The 21,109-nt window shown below is 44.6% G+C and carries 16 protein-coding genes; 7 read left to right on the forward strand and 9 right to left on the reverse strand.

Translation table 11 applies throughout. The features are described 5' to 3' along the window. Positions 1-429: 429 nt before the first annotated feature. The 3 genes from BJP34_RS21255 to BJP34_RS40510 all read left to right on the forward strand — a co-directional run bounded on the left by BJP34_RS21255 (position 430) and on the right by BJP34_RS40510 (position 4,594). The gene (locus BJP34_RS21255) at positions 430-2,577 is read left to right on the forward strand and encodes an adenylate/guanylate cyclase domain-containing protein (RefSeq protein ID WP_070394066.1); all 2,148 of its coding nucleotides are present in this window, start codon (positions 430-432) and stop codon (positions 2,575-2,577) included. A 223-nt stretch (positions 2,578-2,800) separates the two neighbouring features. Beyond that, positions 2,801-4,294 carry a mechanosensitive ion channel family protein gene (locus tag BJP34_RS21260; protein ID WP_070394067.1) on the forward strand — a complete coding sequence of 498 codons (1,494 nt, stop codon included), beginning with the start codon at positions 2,801-2,803 and terminating at the stop codon, positions 4,292-4,294. A 117-nt stretch (positions 4,295-4,411) separates the two neighbouring features. Then, a complete protein-coding gene (locus BJP34_RS40510; protein ID WP_149031100.1) occupies positions 4,412-4,594 on the forward strand; it encodes a hypothetical protein in 183 nt (60 codons plus the stop codon). Between the two features lie 210 nt (positions 4,595-4,804). Here BJP34_RS40510 and sds read toward each other — a convergent pair whose 3' ends face one another. Continuing rightward, positions 4,805-5,776 carry a solanesyl diphosphate synthase gene (gene sds / locus BJP34_RS21265; RefSeq protein WP_070394068.1) on the reverse strand — a complete coding sequence of 324 codons (972 nt, stop codon included), beginning with the start codon at positions 5,774-5,776 and terminating at the stop codon, positions 4,805-4,807. A gap of 581 nt (positions 5,777-6,357) precedes the next feature. On the opposite strand from sds, the gene BJP34_RS21270 reads away from it, so the two are divergent. After that, positions 6,358-6,570: a hypothetical protein gene (locus BJP34_RS21270; protein ID WP_143727716.1), complete on the forward strand. Its 213-nt coding sequence runs from the start codon at positions 6,358-6,360 to the stop codon at positions 6,568-6,570. A 630-nt stretch (positions 6,571-7,200) separates the two neighbouring features. Here BJP34_RS21270 and tkt read toward each other — a convergent pair. The 3 genes from tkt to acpP all read right to left on the reverse strand — a co-directional run bounded on the left by tkt (position 7,201) and on the right by acpP (position 11,158). Further along, positions 7,201-9,207, reverse strand: coding sequence for a transketolase (gene tkt / locus BJP34_RS21275; RefSeq protein WP_070394070.1), 2,007 nt, complete (start codon positions 9,205-9,207; stop codon positions 7,201-7,203). A gap of 379 nt (positions 9,208-9,586) precedes the next feature. Further along, positions 9,587-10,837 carry a beta-ketoacyl-ACP synthase II gene (gene fabF, locus BJP34_RS21280; RefSeq protein ID WP_070396806.1) on the reverse strand — a complete coding sequence of 417 codons (1,251 nt, stop codon included), beginning with the start codon at positions 10,835-10,837 and terminating at the stop codon, positions 9,587-9,589. Between the two features lie 63 nt (positions 10,838-10,900). Beyond that, positions 10,901-11,158 carry an acyl carrier protein gene (gene acpP / locus BJP34_RS21285; RefSeq protein ID WP_070394071.1) on the reverse strand — a complete coding sequence of 86 codons (258 nt, stop codon included), beginning with the start codon at positions 11,156-11,158 and terminating at the stop codon, positions 10,901-10,903. Between the two features lie 1,377 nt (positions 11,159-12,535). On the opposite strand from acpP, the gene BJP34_RS45705 reads away from it, so the two are divergent. Further along, complete coding sequence (locus BJP34_RS45705; protein ID WP_070394072.1) at positions 12,536-13,201, forward strand: hypothetical protein; 666 nt, start codon at positions 12,536-12,538, stop codon at positions 13,199-13,201. Between the two features lie 372 nt (positions 13,202-13,573). Here the strand turns inward: BJP34_RS45705 and pyk are convergent, their stop codons facing one another. The 3 genes from pyk to BJP34_RS21305 form a co-directional block, all read right to left on the reverse strand. After that, positions 13,574-15,355, reverse strand: a complete 1,782-nt coding sequence (gene pyk, locus BJP34_RS21295; RefSeq protein ID WP_070394073.1) for a pyruvate kinase — start codon at positions 15,353-15,355, stop codon at positions 13,574-13,576. Positions 15,356-15,670: 315 nt separating this feature from the next. Next, positions 15,671-15,826: a hypothetical protein gene (locus tag BJP34_RS44000; RefSeq protein WP_158517366.1), complete on the reverse strand. Its 156-nt coding sequence runs from the start codon at positions 15,824-15,826 to the stop codon at positions 15,671-15,673. Between the two features lie 32 nt (positions 15,827-15,858). Next, positions 15,859-17,238 (reverse strand): PQQ-dependent sugar dehydrogenase, encoded by a 1,380-nt coding sequence (locus BJP34_RS21305; RefSeq protein WP_070394075.1) that lies wholly within the window; start codon positions 17,236-17,238, stop codon positions 15,859-15,861. 174 nt (positions 17,239-17,412) lie between these two features. Between BJP34_RS21305 and BJP34_RS40520 the strand changes: the two genes are divergently transcribed. Continuing rightward, positions 17,413-17,688, forward strand: coding sequence for a hypothetical protein (locus BJP34_RS40520; protein ID WP_149031101.1), 276 nt, complete (start codon positions 17,413-17,415; stop codon positions 17,686-17,688). A gap of 143 nt (positions 17,689-17,831) precedes the next feature. Next, a complete protein-coding gene (locus tag BJP34_RS21310; protein WP_070394076.1) occupies positions 17,832-17,978 on the forward strand; it encodes a chlorophyll a/b-binding protein in 147 nt (48 codons plus the stop codon). A 232-nt stretch (positions 17,979-18,210) separates the two neighbouring features. On the opposite strand, the gene BJP34_RS21315 is transcribed toward BJP34_RS21310, so the two are convergent. After that, positions 18,211-19,029, reverse strand: a complete 819-nt coding sequence (locus BJP34_RS21315; RefSeq protein WP_070394077.1) for a squalene/phytoene synthase family protein — start codon at positions 19,027-19,029, stop codon at positions 18,211-18,213. A gap of 381 nt (positions 19,030-19,410) precedes the next feature. Next, positions 19,411-20,952 carry a bifunctional phosphoribosylaminoimidazolecarboxamide formyltransferase/IMP cyclohydrolase gene (gene purH / locus BJP34_RS21320; RefSeq protein ID WP_070394078.1) on the reverse strand — a complete coding sequence of 514 codons (1,542 nt, stop codon included), beginning with the start codon at positions 20,950-20,952 and terminating at the stop codon, positions 19,411-19,413. Between the last annotated feature and the right edge of the window lie 157 nt (positions 20,953-21,109).

Genomic DNA, 21,109 nt, shown 5'->3' on the forward strand with positions numbered 1-21,109 from the left:
AAATCGAAACTTAAATCATTTTTAACATAGCTATAGTATTGGTGCTTGCCGCGAACTTTTTCTCAACTGAAGTTCCCCCGTACAAATGAACTAAAGCATTCCTTCCCTGTAGGGAGCCTTATTAACGCACCCTACATGATTAGCGCGTTTAGGAGCCAGTTTTGCGCAAGTCTTGTTGAGGTTATGATTAATTGTCGCCATGGTAGGGGGTGTAACCCCCCATAGTTAATGTCCCTTCATAGCTTAATATCTAGCCAAGATTCCAACTGCGTACATTCTGAGAGTTTTTTTATCAAACTCTTTACCTACTCCTGAGCAGGAAGAAAGTAGATCAGATTCCATAGTCTCTCAGGTGTGGAGTGAGGCAATTGAGGATCACACAAGGTAACAGGCATTATCATTCACAATTCGGGATCAGGGAGGCTGTTCATGGGATTGCTCAACAATTTGAGTATCAGGTCAAAACTTATATTTATGTTGCTGGCTCTGAGCACTTGCTCGCTGTTCGTGACTGCTTATATCGGTTATCGGAGTGGTAAGTCTCATCTGAGCAAAACAGTATCAAACCAGTTAACCAGTCTACGAGCTTCCAAAGCAGATCAAATCGAATCATACTTTGAAGATATTCGCTATCAGACCCAGACCCTAAGTGAAAACTTAATGGTGGTCGAGGCGATGCAGGAATTTAAGACAGCCTACAACCAACTGCAAGAATCTAGGACACCAAATGATACACCAACTAATTTAGACGACACCCTCAAGGAATACTACCGTAAAGAATTTCTGACCAAACTAGCGGAAACTAGCGACGGCAAGCCTGTATTAGAATCCTACTTACCAGAAACCTCTGCAGCTCGTTACCTCCAGTACTATTACATCGCTACTAACCCCAACCCAGCTGGGGAGAAACATCTCCTAGATGATCCAGAAGACAAGAGTGAGTACAGTAGTATTCACACCCGCTACCATCCAATTTTTCGCAACATTGTTGAAAAGTTTGGTTACCAGGATATGTTGCTGATCGATCCTCAAACCGGTGAGATTGTCTACTCAGTTTTTAAAGAAACAGACTTTGGCACCAGTCTCACCAGTGGACCATACAGTGATAGTAACTTGGCATTCGCCTTAGGCGACCTCCGAAAAGCCAAGGGAAAGGATTATGTGCAGATCTTTGATTTTGATTCCTACCGTCCTTCTTTTGGAGCCCCAGTAGCATTTATTGCTGCTCCGATCTATGACGGCTCCAAATTTATAGGTGTTTTGGCATTCCAGCTTCCGGTTAATCAGATTAACAATGTCATGACAGGTTACCGTAAATGGAAGAGTAATGGTCTCGGGGATACAGGAGAGATCTATCTAGTCGGAGACGATTATCTGATGCGATCAGTTTCCCGTTTCCTGATTGAAGACCCGACAGCTTATAGTAAAGCCTTGCGAGAACAGGGTGTAAAGGAACAGATCCTTAAACGAATCGAGCAGTTTGGTACATCAATTCTACAACAGCCAGTCAAGACAGAAGCTGTAAAAGCAGCTTTAGCTGGGCAAGAAGGTACCCAAATTATCAATGATTATCGGGGTGTTGAAGTTTTGAGTTCCTACGCTCCCTTAAACATCGATGGATTGGAGTGGGTTATCCTCTCCGAGATGGATCTTGCCGAAGCCTATGCCCCAGTTTACGCCTTTCAAAAGAGAGTTTTGGTTTCAGCTGCCTTGATCATACTGCTGATCACCCTACTCGCTATGGGGCTGGCCCATCTGTTTGTGCAACCAGTTAGAGCTTTAATTGCTAGCGCCCGAAAAGTCAGGGATGGACAAGTTGATGCGGTGGTGAATATAAACTCGGAAGACGAATTTGGGGAGTTAGCTGAGTCATTTAATCAAATGGTTGGCAGCTTACGCACTCAAACTAAACTAGTCGAGCAGAAAAATCGCGAAAATGAAAAGTTACTCACAAGTGTATTTCCCGACTCCGTAGCAAAACGTCTCAAACGGGGAGAGACAAACATTGCTGAGAGTGTTTCTAATGTTACGGTTTTGTTCTGCGACATTGCTGGATTCGGCCAGCTTTCTAGGTCAATGGATACCCATGAAGTTATTGCAATTCTTAATGATCTAGTAAGTCTGTTCGATCAAGCCACCGCCAAATACGGGATAGAGAAGATTAAAACCATTGGTGACAATTATATGGCAGTCTGTGGATTATCAATATTACATATAGACCATCAAAAACGGGCGTTAGATTTTGCTTTAGAAATGCTGGCGTTGACCCACCGATTCAGTCATGAACGAGGATTTGACATAGACCTTGAAATCGGTATCCATTCCGGAGATATTGTTGCTGGTATTGTAGGTCGAGAAAAAGTTGTCTACGACGTTTGGGGCGATACAGTCAATGTTGCCAATAAGCTGATGTTTGACTGCCCACGGGGAGCTATATTAGTGTCTCAAAATGTCTATAATAGTCTCCATGATATTTACGACTTTGAGGAGGCTGATGACATCACACGTAATGGCAAAAATCAGCAGAAAGCTTGGTTGTTAAAAACTGCACAAGAATTAGTAGCTTCAACAGTGTAGACATGGGCTTTGCCCAGTTTTGCCCAATTATTAAAGACCCAAGGGTAATGGGGAATTGGTAACTGAAAAAACTCTACTTGATTACCTGATTTTAAGATTACCATAATACCCGAAATTTAGAACCCCCACGCGAGCATTATCTCGTGGGGTATGAAAAATTTTTAAGAGGGGTAACCCTCTTGTTCAAGGGATAGTAAAAGAACGGGACAAGGAGATTGTTTTGATGAGCAAAGTAATATGGCAAAACGATTGGTTTATCTGGGCTATAGCCTTAGGGATAGGGTTCCCGATCCTAGTAATTATTCTGACAGAAATTACTCATCGTCTACAAAGACGCGGTCAGCCTCTAGCAGTTACGCTCCGCCTAGTTCGTAACCGTGTCTTACCCGTCTTAGTATTCCTGCTATTTATCCAGAATGTGCTTGAGTTAGACCTGGAAAACAATCTTGTCAAGCTTGTCGAGACCCTGGTCTGGATATTTGTTATAGACGCCTCTCTGTCTCTAATTAATTCGGTGTTGTTTGAAGCCGCTGGAGAAAATACATGGCGAGCACGGATCCCAAAACTACTCCTAGATTTGTCAAGATTTTTTTTGGTAGCCCTTGGTGGTGCCATTGTGCTATCGAGAGTGTGGGGAGCCGACCTCGCTGGTCTGGCTACTGCCTTGGGTGTGGGTTCTATTGTGATCGGCTTGGCCCTTCAGGACTCTCTGGGCAGCGTCTTTTCTGGCGTTGCCTTACTGTTTGCTCGTCCCTTTGAAGTCGGTGATTGGTTGCAGATTGGAGACAAAGTTGGTCAGGTCATTGATATGAATTGGCGAGCTGTTCGCCTGGTAACCCGGGACGGTGACATGATTATTATTCCCCATCGGGTACTTGGAGGAGAAATAGTCCTCAATTACAGCAAACCGAAACCGATTCATGTAGAAACGTTTAGGATTGACTTCGACAGTGATGATCCACCCAACCTAATTAAGCAAGTACTAAAAGAAACAGCACTGGCCACAGAAGGGATATTGAGTGATCCTTCCCCAGAGATCCGCACCATGGAATATAACGACTATCGGGGTAACTATGAGGTCAAGTTTTCTATCGAAGACTATAAGGATGCGCCCAGAATCCGTGAACAGTTGATGACCCGTATCTGGTATGCAGCCCAGCGCAACAATCTTGGACCAACCATTCCGATCTATAGACTCCGTAAACTCGATAGTGACCCATCCGAAGCAGATAGCACTTTGACAAAGTTTACCGAGAGCCTGAAGTCAATGCCTGTGTTTGTTCCTGTAGCTAAACAGCACAAGAACTTGGAGAATCTATCGAAAGGAGCAGTCCTACAAAATTTCGGTGTGGGAGAAACCGTGATTCGTCAAGGGGATCCTGGTCATGCTCTGTACATTATTATTGCTGGGAAAGCTGTACTCACCCTCAAAAATAGTGATGGTGAACAACAGGAGGTGATGACTCTGTCCAGTGGTGAGTTTTTTGGCGAAATGGCACTGTTTAGCGGCAAACCAAGCTCAGTATCCGTTACCGTTGTGGAAGATTTGCAAACTATTGCGCTTTATTCAGATCTGGTTAATCAGATGATAGAAAGTACACCAAGTCTCGCCCGTGAAATCGGTCAAATTATCGAAGCACGACGCAAAGCAATAAATGAGGTGAAACAAGTCAATCTTGCATCCAGCAATGGAGCAGAGTTATCAACTCAAGCTTAAGTTGACTATCAATCCCTCATGATGCGATTGGCCTTGGCCTTTGAGCCATGCTAGGCGAATGGCCACGCTACGCAATTGACCGTAGGTCATGGGGGGCGCGTTCGCAACTATAATGCAATGCCATTAATGCAATGGGATTGGCCTTGGCTTTTGGGCCACGCTACGCGATTGACCGTAGGTCACGCGGGGCGCGATCGCATAAGCAATAGAGGGGGAATGGACTACCCAGAAGGTGGAGCCAATGGTAGTGTAATCGGGGCAGCATCAGTGGGATCCCAGTCTATGTTGCTGATTGCATAAATCAAGTTTATCTGGAGTTTAGCGCTAAAAATGCTTACCCATAAAGCATTTCAGTAATAATCGGTAATCGGTAAAAAGATAATTGGTAATTGTAATTACTGCTGAGCCATTACTGCTGAGCCATTACCGATTACCTAGTTACCCATTACCCATTACCTAGTTACCCATTACCCATGCCAAGCCATGCTTAATACTAGAATCCCCGAGGTTCTAGTATAAGCGACTCAAGACATAGTCGCTCAGATCAATAAGAGCTTGCTTGGATTCTGAGGGTTTCAACACTGATATATTTTTAACTGCTGCCTCAGCATATTTGGCAGCCATTTCCCGCGATCGCTGAATTCCTTTACTCTCCGTGACCATTACCAAGGCTTGTTCTTTATCCTCCGGCTGGGCAAACTCTCGCTCTATGAGCACCTCTAGGTAGGGTTTTTCTTCGAGGGCAAATAAAACTGGTGCTGTGAGGTTTCCACTTACTAAATCTGACCCTGCAGGCTTACCTAAAACATCTGTCGATGCTGTAAAGTCTAGGATATCATCTACAATCTGAAACGCCAACCCCAAATTACGTCCGTAGTGATATAAATTTTCGGCTACCTGATCTGAAACACCACTTAGACATCCTGCTCCTTTAGCACTATTAGCCATCAGTGAAGCTGTCTTGTTATAAGTCTTTGCCAAGTAGCCTTCTATAGTTGTCGTGGTGTCAAATCGACTCAGTCCTTGTTGGATTTCTCCCTCTGCCATATCTTTAATCACTTCAGAGAGTAGCTTAACTACCTCTAAGTTATCCAGATTAGCCAGATACCAAGCCGATTGACCAAACAGAAAGTCACCAGCTAGCACAGCGATTCGGTTATTGAACAAGCTATTAACAGTAGGTACGGTGCGGCGTACCTCTGACTCATCTATCACGTCATCATGGACCAGAGAAGCGGTGTGAATCATCTCAGTAATTTCTGCTAGACGTCGATGACGTGGGGTAATGTTGGAGTTGGTTATCGTTGCCCGTGAGACCAACAATACAATGGCTGGTCGTAACCGTTTTCCCCCAGCTCCGAATAAGTGTTCAGCTGCAGCGTATAAGATTGGGTGACTGGCACCAATCAGGTTTTTTAAGTTTTCACTCAATAGATACAGATCTGCTTCTACGGAAGCAAAAAGGGAGGTCACTGAGGTCATGTGATCAGCCGACTCAGAAGTTAGTTACGAAAGTTTACATATTTCTTTCTTAATTCTAAGCTAACCGTCCCCGATAGGAAAATTTTGTTGAGTTTATGGCATAACTGGAAGGAAATATGAGTAATTGTATAGACTTGTTAAGTCTGTACCGATCTCGGTATGGCTACCCAGGATTTTTGTGCTATCCTGATAATTGAGGGTTTAAAAGATTTAACATACTGAATTCCAAATGTGGTAAGGGGAGAGTTAAATTCGGTGATCCCACCATAGTAAAGATGTTGGCTTAGGCAAGACAAGCCTCTCTATCCCGTCTATATCTCAGTATCTCTACTGAGTAAACTTGTAAAGCAGACATAACCACCAAGAGTTGCCTAATCGGGAGCCTAAGTCGAGATAATTCTCACCTTAAGATCAGGAGTTACCTAGGCTAGGGTGGTTAGGGTCAATTGCGCCAAATACCTGTATCCTATACCTTATTATCCGCAACCAGATCCTAAAACCATTAGAACTGTAAGGTTTTAGGATTGCTTTGCGGCAGATTTCTCTAGAAATTTGCATCTACCTGTCTCTTGTTCACTCTTATGTTATACATTGATATGTCGTTAATGATCCCCCTGCTAGCTACTGGCTACTTAATCACAATCTATGTGCTGTTAACACTAGCCCAGCGTGTTCAACGTTCTCCAAGGTACTTTACTAATCCCATTAAAAACGCCTTGGCTACTCGTGTGCCAACTGAGTCAGCATCCGAGGTCAATACGGTTAAGGGATGGTCTCAAAGGTCTCAAAGTTAATATCTTCCAGCATAACCCGTAGCCTATTCATCTGCGATTTTTAAACTTCCCATGGGCTAGCTTGGGTAGGAAGAGTCTTGAAACATGGCGCTTACAGTACCAGATTGTCGCGCACAGATTCTGAGTTTACCCAAAAACCGATAAACGCAAATAGTTATGACCACTTTCTGTGTTTATCTGTTTGACTATGAGATTTTGACTTGTCATGGTCTACTTGCTGAGTCAAGTATATCTTAGCGATAGTCCAATATACAAGGTTGGCATCATCAGGACTGATACTGCCTTGGGGGTAAGGTTAGACTTTACCCCCAAGGCTAATGGCCTAAGGGAGAATTTATGCTTGGGCTACACAAACTAATCCCACAAATTTTATAGCCTCTGTGCTTGGCGTTGGACCATTAGAAGATAACAACCCAGACTTTGTTTATCAAGTTGGATCTTGGCCTAGAATGGCTTCTGTGGGGGGCCCAACGGTAAATTAAATAGCCCTGGTGGTGGCAGAAAGGAAGAGGAGAAACTCTCCCTTTTTTCCCTATGCCACTAGAACAAGCATTAGTCGTAGGCGTTCCATGACCATGGCAATGTTTCCCCTCGTTCAGTTAGGTAGAATTAGGGATTCTATTGGTTTAATTATCCCAACAAGGCTTTGGCTTTAGCGACTACATTTTCAACCGTGTAACCAAACTTTTCCATAGCGTCGCCACCGGGAGCAGAAACACCAAAGCGATCAATGCTAATCATATCCCCCTCGGTACCCAAGTAACGGCACCAACCAAAGCTGACACCAGCTTCGACCCCGAGGCGCTTGGTCACTGCTTTGGGCAAGACGGATTCCCGATAGGCTTCATCCTGGGCTTCAAAAAGTTCCCAGCTTGGCATAGAGACAACACGGACTTTCTTCCCTTCCTCTCGCAACTTCTCAGCCCCTTGGACACACAGTGACACTTCGCTACCAGTACCAATCAGGATAATGTCAGGAGTGCCATCGCTGTCAGAGAGGACGTAAGCCCCTTTGGTCGCGGCTTCAATGGAACTACCAGCTAGGTTAGGTAAACCTTGTCGGGTAAAGGCGATCAGAGTTGGAGCATTACGACGCTCAATAGCTACCTTATAAGCCCCAGAGGTTTCGTTGCCATCAGCAGGTCGAAGGACTACCAGATTTGGTATAGTCCTTAGGGAAGCAATGGTTTCAACCGGTTGGTGTGTCGGACCATCTTCACCTAAGGCTACCGAGTCGTGGGTCATTACCCAAATTACACCAGCTTCTGATAGAGCCGACAGGCGAATTGCTGCCCGCATATAGTCGGTGAAAATCAGGAAGGTGGCTCCATAGGGAATCAAACCAGAGTTGTGAAGGGCAATGCCATTGCAAATCGCTCCCATACCATGTTCCCGGACGCCAAAGCGCAGGTTCCGGTTTTCATATTGCCCTTTCTGGAAATCCCCAGATATGTTCAATAAAGTGAGATTGGAGGGAGCAAGGTCAGCGGAACCACCAATCAATTGAGGCAGTACGGGAGCGAGTGCATTGAGAGTGGCTTGAGAATGTTTACGGGTTGCTACTCCCTTGTCTTCCGGCGTGTAGGTGGGCAGGGCTTTTTCCCATCCTTCCGGGAGTTGGCCACTGGTAATTTGCTCAAATTGTGCTGCTTGTTCAGGATACTTTGCTTTGTAATCAGCTAGGGTTTGATTCCAGGCAGCTTCCGCTTCCGTACCCCGTTCCACAGCTTTCCGTAAATGTTTGAGAGCATCATCTGGAACTACAAAGGGTTCATATTCCCATCCCAGGTGTTGGCGAGTGGCCGCCACTTCATCCCCACCTAAAGCTGCACCATGGACAGCGTGTGAATTAGCTTTGTTAGGAGAACCATAGCCAATGGTGGTGGTTACCTTAATCAAAGACGGCTTATCTGTTACGGCTTTGGCTGCTGCTATGGCATCATTGATAGCTTCAAGGTCAGTGTTACCACTTTCTACATGTAGGACGTGCCAGCCATACGCTTCAAAGCGCTTACCCACATCTTCAGTAAAGGCTAAGTCCGTAGAGCCATCGATAGAAATATGGTTGTCATCGTAGAGAGCGATGAGTTTACCAAGTCCTAGGTGACCCGCTAAAGAACAGGCTTCACCAGACACCCCTTCCATGTTGCAACCATCACCAAGAATGACGTAGGTGTAATGATCGACAATGGTAGCATCCGGTTTGTTGAACCTAGCAGCTAAGTGAGCTTCTGCCATTGCCAAACCCACACCATTGGCAATTCCCTGTCCCAATGGACCAGTAGTTACTTCAACCCCATCGGTTTCAAAGTTTTCTGGGTGTCCAGGTGTCACCGATCCCAACTGGCGAAACTGCTGAAGAGCGTCTATGCTTACACCATCATAGCCAGTTAGGTAAAGTAAGGCGTATTGCAACATACAGCCATGACCAGCCGACAAGATGAAGCGATCGCGGTTGAACCAATTGGGATTTTTGGGGTTATACCGCATAAAACGGTCCCAAAGCACGAATGCCATAGGAGCCGCCCCCATGGGCAGCCCAGGATGACCAGACTTGGCCTTTTCTACAGCATCAATCGCCAAGAAGCGGATGGAATTGATGCAAAGTTCTTCGAGAGACTGGGTTGCAACGGCCATAATTTCTGTTTAATGGATATGTGTGTACTATGGTCTAACAAGAATTTGTCTGAGTTCAAACAAGGGTGGCTCTCGGTTGACCCAAAGGTACTTTCTCATAATCCCATTACCGGGATCAATCAGCAAGAGATAGGGATTGGCTCAGAATGAAGGATGTTCGCCGGATAGTTTCCCTTGTAGGGTAGGATCAAGCATCAAGGATGAAAACAATCCATAAAGCGTGGGAATATGGGTTACTCAGTAAGTATCATTAACTAGTAGTTGTAACTACTAGTTTTTTCCTTGAGCTACCTTCACCCAATGCCTACCCTAATATAAAGGCTACCCTTTTGGTTCTCCTACGGAGTAAGCCGTTAACCATTCAAACTTTATTCCCACTTTACCGGTATTTTTTGAAGGCTAGGGTTACATTATGACCGCCGAACCCGAAGGAATTGGATAGCACTACTTCTACCATCTGCTGGCGACTATAATTGGGTACGTAATCCAAATCGCATTCAGGGTCTGGGTTGTTCAAATTTATCGTTGGTGGAATCTGGTCATGGGCAATTGCCATCACTGAAGCCACTGCTTCAATGCCACCAGACCCTCCCAACAAATGACCTGTCATGGATTTGGTGGAGCTAATTGCTACTTTATAGGCATGGTCTCCTAAAGCTTTTTTAATCGCTGCTGTTTCGGTTTTATCATTAGCAGGTGTGCTAGTGCCGTGGGCATTGATGTAGCTAACCTGTTCGGCCGTCAACCCAGCATCCTTCATCGTCAGTGCTATAGCCCTGGCTGCTCCTTCACCACCTGGTACAGGGGATGTGATGTGATGGGCATCACAGGTCATGGCATAGCCAACGATTTCGGCATAAATTTTTGCTCCACGACTGAGGGCGTGTTCTAGTTCCTCTAGGATCAGAATCCCAGAACCTTCTCCCATCACGAAGCCATCGCGAGCGATATCAAAAGGACAGCAAGCTGACTCAGGGGTATCGTTACGAGTAGATAAAGCTCGTGCTGATGCAAACCCAGCCATTGCTAGGGGAGTCACCGCCGCTTCAGCACCGCCACAAATCATGGCTTGGGCATAGCCTCGCTGGATTAAGCGAAACGCATCACCTACGGCATTAGACCCTGCGGCACAAGCAGTAACTGGGCAACTATTGGGTCCCTTGGCTCCCGTATGAATTCCTGTCTGACCAGCTGCCATGTTAGCAATCATCATCGGGATCATAAACGGACTACAGCGGTCAGGTCCACGTTTAATAAGAACTGTTTCCTGGTCTTCCAGTACCTTCAGACCACCGATGCCAGTGCCAATCATTACACCGACCTGTTCTGCGTTCAGGTCATTGATCTCAAACTGGGCATCAGCTAATGCTTGCTTACTGGCAGAAACCGCCAATTGAGCGAAGCGGTCCATACGCTTTGCTTCCTTACGCTTCATGTAGTCATGGGGATCAAAGCCCTTCACCTCGCCAGCAATACGACAAGCGTGCTTGGAGGCATCAAATAAGGAAATTAAACCAATACCATTGCGTCCGTTTAATAACCCTTCCCAGTACTCAGCCACAGTGTTGCCTATCGGCGTAATTGCACCGAGACCTGTAACAACGACCCGTTTTTTATCAAAATTTGTCATCATGCCATTAAAACTAGGCTTATCGACCGTGAACGCAGAACTTGCGGTAATGAATCAGGCTGATCAAGCTGGAGTTTCTGCTCCAGCTCCTACTTTTTCCTGAATGTATTTCACAGCCTTGTCAACAGTATCGATCTTTTCCGCATCTTCATCAGGGATTTCGATCTCGAAAGCTTCTTCTAAGGCCATCACCAATTCAACTGTGTCTAAGGAGTCAGCGCCCAGATCGTTGGCAAAGCTTGCTTCTGGCTTAACCTCGCTCGCCTCAACGTCCAACTGTTCTGAAACGATTCCCTGAACTTTATCGAAAATTTCGCTCATATAAATATTCCTCAGCCTTTTTAGCTATAACCTCTCAAGCAGTACTTACTGATTTTAGGGGTTTTATGATCTTATCCGAAAGAGGTCTGATCTTGTAGGTAGGTAATAATGCTTCAGATCCTGACACCACTTCCCTTAATCATCAAAGGCTTTGGTGCCTTTGTTCCCCGTATCATCGTATATCAATGTCCTCAAGACTCGAGAACTGCTTAGTTGGCACTACAATTCCATACCTGACCTAGAGGCATCCTTAGGAATTGTACACCAAACCTCGCGCCTACTGCTCCTTTGACCTCACATGACCCTTGCCTTCCGAGAGTGGGCCCAGCCAAACGTTAGAGCGGGTGCATCTCATATTTGTAAAAACGTGGCGTAAGGTTCGTGATCAGACGGGCTCGCCAAGACGCAAGAATCACGCCAGTTTTGGCACAGTGCGTCCTGTAACGCACCACCAGGTCAAACTGCAAAAGCAATGCCTCAGGTGCGACCCGTGGCGAATTTAATTACGGGTCAAACGCACCATTACGGTCTTGGGGAGGCAGTGCCTTCACGCGGGGGTCTCCCCCATGAGCAACTGCCGTGGTTTCCCCCACTCGCGCTTTGCATGGCTGACAATGAGATGCACCCCGTTAGAGCTTCATGGGCAGAATTTCAACATCGTCCTTTGGAATTTTAATTTCTGGCATCCGAGCTCACCCTGTTAATTCACGATGGTCGGTATTAGAAAGTTTCAGCTGTTGTTTATTTTTGTCAAGCTAATGAAACAAAATTTTATAAAAAAAACGAGTAGGGGGAAGCTGACTTCTCAAGCCTTCCTTAAACAGAGCGGTAGACTCTTTGCCTATCGGGTATCTTAGTAACCTTGAAAGAGTCAAAAAGCCTAATGCTTATGGGTTTTACGGAGTTGCGATCGCCCATGATCGCCCATCGTAAATCCATTAAGTCGAGCTTAGTCTCAGTATGAATACTTAATACAGTACTTCTACCAATCTTAATACAGTACTTTTACCAATTCTTAGGTTATACCAATTCTTAAGTTATACCAATTATTAGTGCTGACAAGGGTACACATTTATTTTATCTGAGCATCTAAGCATCTGACCATCTAAGCATCTGACCATCTGCATCTATAAGTCCTACTTTGAATAATTGGTATTAGTTCATGGGCTAACTAACCAATCCCTACTAAAAGGGCAGCAGTAAAAAATTTTTGTTTTATCAAGAGGAGCTTTTAAAAATACACGACTTCGGTGAAATTCCTCGTAATATGAGTTTTGTAATGAGTTAGCTCAGTTGCTTAATTCTGTATTTACACGGTTGTCGTGGTATGGAACGTTGATGCTAAAAGTGATGTAATTACTTGACAACGAAGCTCTCATGAATTCAATTATCAGTTTTTTGTTATTCAGCTGGTTTTTATTAGCAATTTATAATTTTAAACCCAAAAACCAAACTATCAAAGATAGCAATCAAATCCAAAATTTATTAATCTATTGGTTGTTTTTTATTTTAAATAACTATGAAGCAATTGAACAAGATCTAAATTTTGCTAATGATAAAATTAAGTGGCTGGAATATGAACTCAAAGAAAGTCATCAGCAAATTATTGGGATAATCAATAAGTTTATTGTAGTTAATAACTCCTTAAGGAGCTTGCATAAGAAAAATGTCTCACTGCAAGAGAGGGTGGAACGGCTGGAGCTGGAAAAGCAGGCTTTTCTTGAAGAGCTTGATGGGGGAGTAGAAACTTCAAATTGGGATTATCAAGCCTGGGAGTTGATGGTACAGAAAACTAAAGGAATAATTGTGGAGCTAAACCAAGTCAAGACGGAAGTTAAATCACTCCTCAGACAAAACAAACAATTGGCATGGGATAAAGCATGTTTAGAAAGGCAACTTGAGTTGGAGAGGGCTGAAAATCAATGTCTGGCTATAGAAAAACAACAACTAAATCATCAAAAAAACATCTTGGCAGGTAAACTGAGACAGAAGCATATTGAAACTCAATCCCTACTCACTGAAATCGAAGCACTAAAGATGTAAACACCAAGATGTGTTGATGATAAATTTTGATCAGTCTACAAGCTTAAAGCAGGACAGTTACGGTCATGAGTAATATCGTGTCCGGTTGACTACTTATAATTCTGGGGTTTTCGTTAATTTAAAATTGAAAATTAACAATTAACAATTAACAATTAACAATTTTAAATTCATGGGCATAGGCTCAACCATTTTCTAAGTGATTAACCGGACTTGATCTTACCAATTACGAATTCCAAAATATTGACTCTACCAGGTTAAGTTAGTAGCCAAATAGTACCACAAACTATTTTATAGTTAAGTGATGCTTGAGCATACAAAGAAAACCAGGGAATAGCCAAGACAAAATACACAATGCTGATGGGTATAATTTATTCAAGTCATTAGTAACCCGTCACTGGGGCTAGCCCCAAGGGTACCAGAATAAACTAAACCCCGCTGTGTGTCCAGAGTCAAAATTGCCCCATCCCGAATCAATTGGGTCGCATTCTTCACCCCCACAATTACTGGCACACCTAAGCGTAAGCCAATCACTGCTGCATGGCTAGTTATACTATCTTCCTCAGTGATAATTCCTGCTGCCTTGCGAATAACTTCCACAAATTTGGCATTGGTTGAAGGAGCCACTAGGATTTCTCCGTGGTTGAAATTAGGTAAATCACCATCAGTGCCAGCCACCCGAGCAACACCACTTACTGATCCCTGACCAATACCAACTCCCTGACCCAAAACTGCTTTGACTACTTCTACTTTAATTAAGTCTGTTGACCCAGCCACACCTTGGATTGTCCCTGCGGTCATGACCACCAAATCTCTTTCTGTTAGAAGCTGTTTTTCCTGAGCCACACTCATTGCGGCTTGGAAGGTCTGACCAGTTGAGGGTAAATCCAGGACTAACAAAGGTCTGACCCCCCAAACTAGCTGGAGTTGTCGAGCCACATCTACATGGGGTGTTACTGCTAATATGGGAGTCTGGGGTCGGAATTTAGAAACATTCCGTGCTGTAGCACCAGTTTTGGTCAGAGTCATGATGGCTGCTGCATCTAACTGCTCCGCAATGTGACCAACTGCCTGGGATATAGCATTGGGAATGGAACGGCTGGTGTCACGAGCATGACCGATGATCTGTTCTTGCTCAATGCGCACCGCAACCCTGCCCATAGTCTTTACCGCTTCTACTGGGTATTTACCAACAGCAGTTTCGTTAGAGAGCATGACTGCATCAGTGCCATCAAGGATAGCATTAGCTACATCAGAAACTTCTGCACGAGTTGGTCGGGGCGAGTGAACCATACTGTCCAACATTTGAGTGGCAGTGATGACTGGGATTCCCCGTCGATTGGCTGAGGCAATCAGTCGCTTTTGTAAGATTGGTACATCCTCTGCTGGCAGTTCTACCCCTAAGTCACCCCGAGCAACCATCACCCCATCGCACAGGGAGATAATTGCTTCCATTTGCTCTATGGCTTCATGCTTTTCAATTTTGGCAACGACGGGTACCTGCTTGCCAGCACTGTTAATCAGTTCTTTGATTTCTAATATGTCCTGAGGATTCCGAACAAAGGAGAGTGCTACCCAATCCACACCTTGATCCAAACCAAACATTAAATCTCGTCGGTCTTTATCGGTTAGAGCTTTGATGGATAGGTAGACACCAGGGAAGTTAACTCCCTTGTTATTTGAGAGGGGTCCACCGACGGTAACGGTACAGTGCAAGGCTCGTTGCTCTCGGTCTACCTCATCTACCCGCATCTCAACTTTGCCATCATCTAATAGGATGGTGGCTCCCGCAGGCACTTCGTCCGCTAGGGGTTCGTAGGTAACTGAACTGATTTCCTGTTTACCAACCATGGATTTGCTGGTTAAGGTGAAGCGATCGCCATTGTTGACAACAATGGAACCGTTTTCAAACCGCCCCAAGCGAATTTTCGGTCCTTGCAAGTCTTGCAGGATCGCTACAGGCTGATTGAGTTCAAAGGCCGTCTGGCGAATCAGGCGAATATTGCGCTGATGGTCTTCGTGGGTGCCATGGGAAAAATTAAGTCGTAAAGTGGTGGCACCAGCTTGAATTAGTGCCTTGAGAACATCTGGGCTATTGCTCGCAGGGCCAATTGTGGCGACAATCTTTGTCCGACGTAGGGAATTTGGCGATTGCATAAACGTGAAAGGGATTAGGTTGGTTTCCCGAACAACACCTTAGCATGGCACATTACTGTTTTTTGTCTGATATTAAGTTTTCCTAAATATCTTTACAAAGACTTGTTATGAGTCATTAGTTATTAGTACCAAGCCAGGTTTAATAAGATTCGGTAAACATTCCCCAATCTACACTAAGTGCGGTTAGTAGGGGATGAATTTCCAGTCAAAAAATTTTGTCCTAATCAAGTCGTAATAAATAAGATATTCTTAAAAGAATTAGACTTAAGCAAAGTTATGCTATCCCGAAAACCAAGGGTTAATGTCAATCATAAATCAGTCTGGGTCAGTTGGATTGCTACCTGGGTTCAGCTTTCGTAGAGACATCCATCTTGGTGGTTGTCGCTGATCAAGGTTCATTTGAGCCAGAGACGCTGTCTTAACCCTGTAGTAAGGGTGCATTGAGGCAACAGGGAACGAAACAGGAAGCACCAACTACACCCTTGGGGTTAGTCGAGAGCACTTCACTTAGGGTTAATATTCCGGTATTGGATTCGGTAAATGCGGTTGTTGGCTTCTTCTGTTACTAACAGACTGCCATCTTTGAGCACCAGCAACCCAACTGGACGTCCCCAGGTGGTTGGTCCTGAGGAATCAATTAGAAAACCAGTAAAAAAATCTTCATAGTAGCCTAATGGTCGTCTATCAGTTTTGAAGGGAACAAAGACAACCTTGTAACCAGTGCCTCGGTTACGATTCCAAGAGCCACGAAACGCTACAAAGGCACCGTTACGATACTTTTCTGGAAAGGTCCGTCCATCATAAAATTGTAATCCTAGTGCTGCTGAGTGTGATTGGAACAAGACATCGGGAGTTCGGGTTTGGGCAACCAGTTCAGGTTTGATGCTTTGACCATTGCGGGTTTGACGGGGATCGATGAGATGGGGGGCTAAATAGGCATAGGGCCAACCATAGAATTCCCCTTGGCGAATACGGGTGAAGTAATCAGGAACTAGGTCATCTCCGATCAGATCTCGTTCATTGACAGTAGTGTAAAGTTCACCAGTAATTGGGTGAAAGTCGAGACCGACAGGATTACGTAAGCCATAGGCAAAGGTCTTTTGGTTTGAGCCGTCCAGGTTCATCACCTGTACCGATGCTCGGGGTAAGGGTTCCCTATCGACATTAGACCGTGAACCAATAGAGACGTAGAGTTTGTTTAGGTTGGGAGATACTACCACATTGCGCGTCCAATGCTGGTTGTAGCCACCGCCAGGGAGGTCAGCAATTTTTTGACCTTTGCCAGTGAGTTGGTCTTGACCTTTAGTGTAGGGAAACCGGAGTACAGCATTAGTGTTGCCCAAGAAGAAGTATTGATCAGCAAACGCCATGCCAAAGGGAATATTTAACCCATTACTGGCATTAGCAAAGGTTTTTTTGACATCAGCAACTCCATCACCATTGCGATCGCGCAATAAACGAATACGATTTGCCCGAGTTTCTGTGACCAAGATATCCCCAGTGGGAGTAAGTGCTAGCCAGCGGGGACGGTCTAACCCATCAGCAAATACGTTCACTTGGAAACCCGCTGGTACTTTTAGGCTTGGGTTGGATGGTACTGCTACAACATTTGGAGGTCGAGAGGCGCTAGAAGTAGCAAAGGGTTGGGGTAAATCATTCAGGGTAATTTGAATCCGTTGGGGTGTCAGGGGTTTGGTATCGATTAGGGTTTTTGTCAATAAAGCATTTGTTTGTGTAGGTGCCTGAGCAATTTGGGGAGATTCCTCAGACGAGGACTTTTGTAAAATCGGTGCAGCAGGTGCTTGAGTTGAGGTGCTAGTTGAAGCACAGGCTACTACCGTAGTCATCAGTAGTTGCAGGATCAGGAAACGTGCGGAGTTCATGGTCAGCAGCACAGGGTGATATTGCGATTGATCTTAACTGACCAAGTAGCAATCAAAGGTATTAGTTGATTGCGGTTGCAAGTTATCAGGTTACCGGTTGAAGGTTAGTCGGTTGAAGGTTAGTCGGTTGAAGGTTAGTCGGTGTTGCTGGTTGCTGCTTAGAACCTTGGCCTATTGGCCAAGCTACGCGAACAACCTACCCTACACCGAACGCCACAGGCGAACAACCGGTTAACCTTGGCCTATTGGCCACGCGTTCGCGTTCAACTTTCAAGAACCTTCAAGGGTAAACCGGTTAACCTTGGCCTTTGGCCACGCTACGCGAACAACCTTCAACCGGTTAACCTTGGCCTTTGGCCACGCTACGCGAACAACCTTCAACCGGTTAACCTTGGCCTTTGGCCACGCTACGCGAACAACCTGTTAACCCTTAACCATATCTCCCCATAGCCTCCAGTTATGCCTACTTCAGGCAAAGCGTATCATCATATACCATATTTATGGAAAAAACATATAAATAAATGTTGCAACTTTTTCCAAAATAGGTTAACTTATATTACAGAAGCTAACAAAGAGCTAGGAGATCTATAACAATGACTCAAGAGCAAGAATCTAAGTTCGGTTTCACCAACTTTGCTGAAACTTGGAATGGCCGTTTGGCAATGCTTGGTTTCGCCATTGGCTTGGCTACCGAGTTGCTGACTGGTAACGGAATTCTGCAACAACTAGGTCTTATGTAATCGACCATAAGCAATTGGGCGCACGGTGTGCGCCCGTAAAGTTGATTTGTGTTGTACTCAATATCAGAAGCGCTATTGCTGCATTTTTGACAAAGATGGCGATCGCAGTCACTGAAAGCCTTACACAATCTAGGGTTTACCCCCATTGAAGCTCAGCAAAAAAAATGACAGTGTGTTGTTCTTGAGCGATCGCTTATCTATTCCTAATAGAATAGAACACTTTTATACCGATCTACTTAGTTGTTAATTCCTCAACAATACCCATCACTGCACTGCGGGTTAGTTTAGATTGTCCGAGGGCTAAAACATCAAGGGTTGCATGAGCTAATGCTAGGGGAATTTGGCAAAAATTTCTGGCTGGACTATTCTTCATCAGAGCATTGGTGTAAGCATCAGCTAAATAGAGATTTCTCCGAGCATATTTTTGTAGCTCTTCTTCGCCCCAGCCGTTGGGAAAAAAATCCACTTGCCTTGTCAAATCTTCAGAGCGGTTACGTAGAATGTTGACTGCTTGTAAACCCCGACCAAAACCAACTGCATAACTACGGTTAGTTTGGGTACCATCATACCAAGCCCATAAATCAGAAAGTAACAATCCTACAGACCCGGCAACGCTATAAGTATAAGCATCCAAATCCATTTCTGTATTAATTTCCCAACCGCATTCAGCCCAAGCTGCCATTCGATCTGCCATAGCTGCGCTAGCTTCCCAAATGCGAGGTGCAATGGTTTCCGGTGCTAGCATTGCCCATTCACCAATGCGAATGCTTACTTCTGGAAGTGGCTGTTCGTGCTTACTCAAGGCTAAAGATAATTCCGAGGCACTGAATCCATTACCTATACCTTGTAGACCGAAACTAATTTTTCGCAACAGTGAAGCCTTGGTAGGGTGATCAAGATCAAAATTATCTTCAATTTCGTCAATTGCACGCATACACAAGTATGCAGAAGCAACAGATTCTTGTAACCCTCCTGGTAAGCAACTAATTGGAATGTAGAAAGTTCGACTAGTTTCTTTGAGAATTCCTAAGGCCTCTTTACATAGTTGCATAACTTTACCATTCTCATCACCACTTTATATTATTATATGCCTAAATTTTAAAAGATAAATACTCATCAATATTGAATTTATTATGTATTTTTTGTCAAAAGGACTTAGGCAGTTGACTTAGTTTCGCTCCCTTAAGCACTTCAGGTGTGTTTCAAAATACAATAAGTTAACAATTTTGGGTGATAGGGATTTGGGTAAATACGGAAATAGGGAAATACAAGGCGCATTTACTGAAAACTAAGCCAATAAGTGTCTTTCATACCTGACTAATTAGTCGGCTTCAATCAAATGAAATGACTAACAATGGGCGATTCGGAGCAAAATTAGTGTTCGATAAATTTGCTCCGAATCACGACTATTTCTTCTGGATAATTTAAATAACTAATGTAAAAAGTGGCGCATACCGGTGAGCACCATGATTAATCCCAGTTCATCTGCTGCCTGAATCGAGTCTTGATCTCGTAAGCTACCACCTGGTTGCACAATTGCCTCAATCCCTGCTTTAGCAGCTGTCCGCACTGAGTCATCGAAGGGGAAGAATCCATCACTAGCAAGGATCGCATTTTTGTTATTTTCTCCAGCCTGTTCTAAAGCTATATTGACTGCACCTACCCGATTCATTTGACCGGCACCCACACCTAAGGTTGTGCGATCGCGTGTCACGACAATGGCATTAGATTTAACATGCTTACACACCTTCCAAGCAAATAATAATTCTGCCATTTGGTCAGGAGTAGGTTGCTTTTGGGTCACCACTTGCCAATTCTCAGGATTATCCATGGCATCATCAGCAGCTTGTACCAGAAACCCCCCTGCAATAGCTTTCACAGTTTGCTTTGATCCCGTCTGTAAGTCTGGTAATAGCAACACCCTTAGCTTCGACTTAGCACTGAGAATTTCTTGAGCTTCTGGTTCACAGCCTGGTGCGACTACACATTCTAAGAAAGTTTTCTTTAACGCAACAGCTGTAGCAGCATCAATGGGTTGATTTAATGCCACAATTCCACCGAAGGCAGAAATAGAGTCAGCATTGAATGCTTTCTGATAGGCTTGCGATAGGGTTTCTGCCAACGCTACCCCACAAGGATTGGTGTGCTTGAGAATTGCTGCGGCTGGAGTGTCAGTAAATTCATTAATGATCCGCCGTGCAGCTTCTAAATCCACCAGGTTGTTGTAACTGAGTTCCTTACCCTGAAGTTTAGTGGCTGCAGCCCAACCAGTAGGAACCGTTCCGGATTGATACCACGATGCCGGTTGATGGGGATTCTCGCCATAGCGTAGAGATTGGCGCTGTTGTCCAGATAAGGTAAATCGTTTTGGTAGGGACACTGGATCTTCGTAGCCGATCAGGTAGGATGCGATCGCATGGTCATAGGCAGCGGTATGACCAAAAACCTCTATAGCGCAAGCCTGACGGAATTCGATTGATGGTTGATTTCCATTCTGGCGCAACTCCTCTAAGTAATCCTGATACTGACTAGGATTACACAGCACTGTCAGGTGAGCATAGTTTTTCGCAGCTGCCCTCAGCAGTGTTGGACCACCGATATCGATAGTTTCAATTGCTTCTGCTAAACTCACGTCCGGTTTAGCAACAGTCTGTTCAAATGGATAGAGATTCACCACCACCAAATCAATGGGACGAATCTGGTTTGTCTCCATTTCTGCCACATCTTCGGGCAAATCTCGCCTTCCCAAAATTCCACCATGAATTCGTGGATGTAGGGTTTTCACTCTGCCACCCAAAATTTCTGGAAAGCCAGTGTAATCAGACACTTTCGTTACCGGCAAACCTTCTGATTGCAAGGCTTTAGCCGTTCCGCCACTGCTGATTAAATCAAATTCAAATTCTTCTACTAGCTGACGGGCAAAGTCGATTAGTCCAGTTTTGTCAGATACACTCAGCAGTGCCAGATTTGCCATTTCAAACAATTTTACAAAAAGTCAACTGAATTCTGAATTATCAATTCAGAATGCAGAATTATTAGTTGCTAAATTCAGGATTCAGCCACTTAATAATTCAGAAATAGTTCAGAAATCTTCGACCCTACTTCTGGATTACGGATTCTGCACTCTGAAT

Origin of the sequence: Moorena producens PAL-8-15-08-1, assembly GCF_001767235.1 — a bacterium.
GTDB classification, from domain to species: domain Bacteria; phylum Cyanobacteriota; class Cyanobacteriia; order Cyanobacteriales; family Coleofasciculaceae; genus Moorena; species Moorena producens_A.